1 protein-coding gene is annotated in these 2,729 nt (G+C 55.5%); it reads left to right on the top strand.

What is annotated here, in order from left to right; genetic code table 11:
- Positions 1 to 384: 384 nt before the first annotated feature.
- A partial coding sequence (topA, locus tag MYY08_RS18055; RefSeq protein ID WP_288015259.1) for a type I DNA topoisomerase occupies positions 385 to 2,729 on the top strand: 2,345 nt, incomplete at its 3' end.

The raw sequence follows: 2,729 nt of genomic DNA, 5'->3' as shown, positions 1-2,729 counted from the left end.
ACTACATTCTCTTCTATATTACTGGCCTGTCGTGGCTGACCGCAAATTAAGTGTGGATATTCTGACAGCAGAAAAAAGTCATAAAGGTGGCGCAAAACCAGGCGAGATGCTAATTAAGTTGCGTATCCGATTTTATCAGGTACAGTGTGGGCGTTTCAGGGTCCGGGCGTAAAAATGGCTTTACGCTGGCAGCAGGAAGCGCCGGTTTTCGGCTAAAAGGGGCCGTTAATCAGCATTATAGGCTGGCTTCAACGTGGTCTTCTGCTTTAAATCAGGTCGGGTTGAATTCTTCGCGACCCGCAGCAATATAGATTGGCACGCTGACTGGCAACGCTGAAAAACGCCATCATTACATTCGGACGTATTCATCAGGTAAAGGTAAATATGGGTAAAGCTCTCGTAATAGTCGAGTCCCCGGCAAAGGCCAAAACGATTAATAAATATCTCGGTAAAGACTACGTTGTGAAGTCCAGCGTGGGTCATATACGTGATTTGCCGACCAGTGGCTCGACGGTGAAAAAGAGCGCTGACGCTAAACCAGCCAAAAAAGGCAAGAAAGATGAAAAAACGGCGCTGGTTAGCCGTATGGGCGTCGATCCCTGGCATGGCTGGAAAGCTGACTATCAAATTTTGCCCGGCAAAGAGAAAGTTGTCTCCGAACTGAAAGCGCTGGCGCAGGAAGCCGATCACGTCTATCTCGCAACCGACCTTGACCGCGAAGGGGAAGCCATCGCCTGGCACCTGCGGGAAGTGATCGGTGGCGACGACAAACGCTTCAGCCGCGTAGTGTTTAACGAAATCACCAAAAATGCGATTCGTCAGGCGTTTGAAAAGCCGGGCGAACTGAATATCGAGCGCGTCAATGCGCAGCAGGCGCGCCGCTTTATGGACCGCGTGGTGGGCTATATGGTCTCTCCGCTGCTGTGGAAAAAGATCGCCCGCGGTCTTTCCGCTGGGCGCGTGCAGTCGGTGGCGGTGCGGCTGGTGGTGGAGCGTGAGCGTGAAATTAAAGCGTTCGTGCCGGAAGAGTACTGGGAACTGAGCGCCGATCTGACTACGCCGAAAGGCAGCGATCTGCCGATGCAGGTAACGCATCAGGGCGACAAGCCTTTCCGCCCGGTAAATAAAGAGCAGACCCAGGCGGCGGTCAGCCTGCTGGAAAAAGCCCGCTTTCATGTGGAAGATCGTGAAGACCGGCCGACCAGCAGCAAGCCGGGGGCGCCTTTTATCACCTCCACGTTACAGCAGGCGGCCAGCACCCGTCTCGGTTTCGGCGTAAAACGCACGATGGCGCTGGCGCAGCGGCTCTATGAGGCGGGCCATATCACCTATATGCGTACCGACTCCACCAACCTGAGCCAGGACGCCGTGGCGATGGCGCGCGGTTATATTGAAAGCAATTTCGGCGAAAAATATCTGCCGAAGACCGCGAACGCCTACGCCAGCAAAGAAAATTCACAGGAAGCGCACGAAGCGATTCGCCCGTCCGACGTGACGATTCAGGCTGAACAGCTGAAGGATATGGAAGCGGACGCGCAGAAGCTTTATCAGCTGATCTGGCGTCAGTTCGTCGCCTGCCAGATGGTGCCAGCGCAGTATGACTCCACCACGCTGACAGTGGCGGCGGGCGACTTTAAGCTGAAAGCGAAAGGGCGTATTTTACGCTTCGACGGCTGGACGAAAGTAATGCCCGCGCTGCGCAAAGGCGATGAAGATCGCATTCTGCCGGCGATTGAAATCGGCGATGAGCTGAGCCTGCAACAGCTTAATCCGAGCCAGCATTTCACCAAACCACCGGCGCGCTTTAGCGAAGCCTCGCTGGTGCGCGAACTGGAAAAACGCGGCATTGGCCGTCCGTCGACCTACGCCTCGATTATTTCCACCATTCAGGATCGCGGCTATGTGCGCGTGGAAAGCCGCCGTTTCTATGCGGAAAAAATGGGCGAGATCGTCACCGACCGTCTGGAAGAGAACTTTCGCGAGCTGATGAATTACGATTTCACCGCGCATATGGAAGACAGTCTTGACCAGGTAGCGAACGACCAGGCCGAATGGAAAGCGGTGCTGGATCACTTCTTTGCCGATTTCAGCAAGCAGCTGGAGCAGGCGGAGAAAGATCCTGAAGAGGGCGGCATGCAGCCGAACCCGATGGTGCTGACCTCCATTGACTGTCCGACCTGCGGCCGCAAAATGGGCATCCGTACCGCCAGCACCGGGGTGTTCCTCGGCTGTTCCGGCTATGCGCTGCCGCCGAAAGAGCGCTGCAAACAGACCATCAACCTGATCCCGGAAAACGAGGTTCTGAATATTCTGGAGGGGGACGATGCGGAAACTAACGCGCTGCGCGCCCGTCGTCGCTGCCAGAAATGCGGCACGGCGATGGACAGCTATTTGATCGATAACCAGCGCAAACTGCATGTCTGTGGTAACAACCCCAGCTGCGACGGCTATGAGATCGAACAGGGCGAATTCCGCATCAAAGGGTATGACGGCCCGATCGTTGAGTGCGAAAAATGCGGCTCTGAAATGCACCTGAAAATGGGGCGCTTCGGCAAATATATGGCCTGCACCAACGACGAGTGTAAAAATACGCGCAAAATCTTGCGTAACGGCGAGGTGGCGCCGCCGAAAGAAGATCCGGTGCCGCTGCCTGAATTGCAGTGCGAAAAATCGGATGCTTACTTCGTGCTGCGTGACGGCGCCGCTGGGGTATTCCTGGCCGCCAACAC

Origin of the sequence: Mixta sp. (genome assembly GCF_024610815.1) — a bacterium.
Taxonomy (GTDB): Bacteria; Pseudomonadota; Gammaproteobacteria; order Enterobacterales; family Enterobacteriaceae; genus Mixta; species Mixta calida.
Note: the sequence above shows the minus strand (reverse complement) of the source record. Positions and strands in the feature narration are given on the sequence as shown.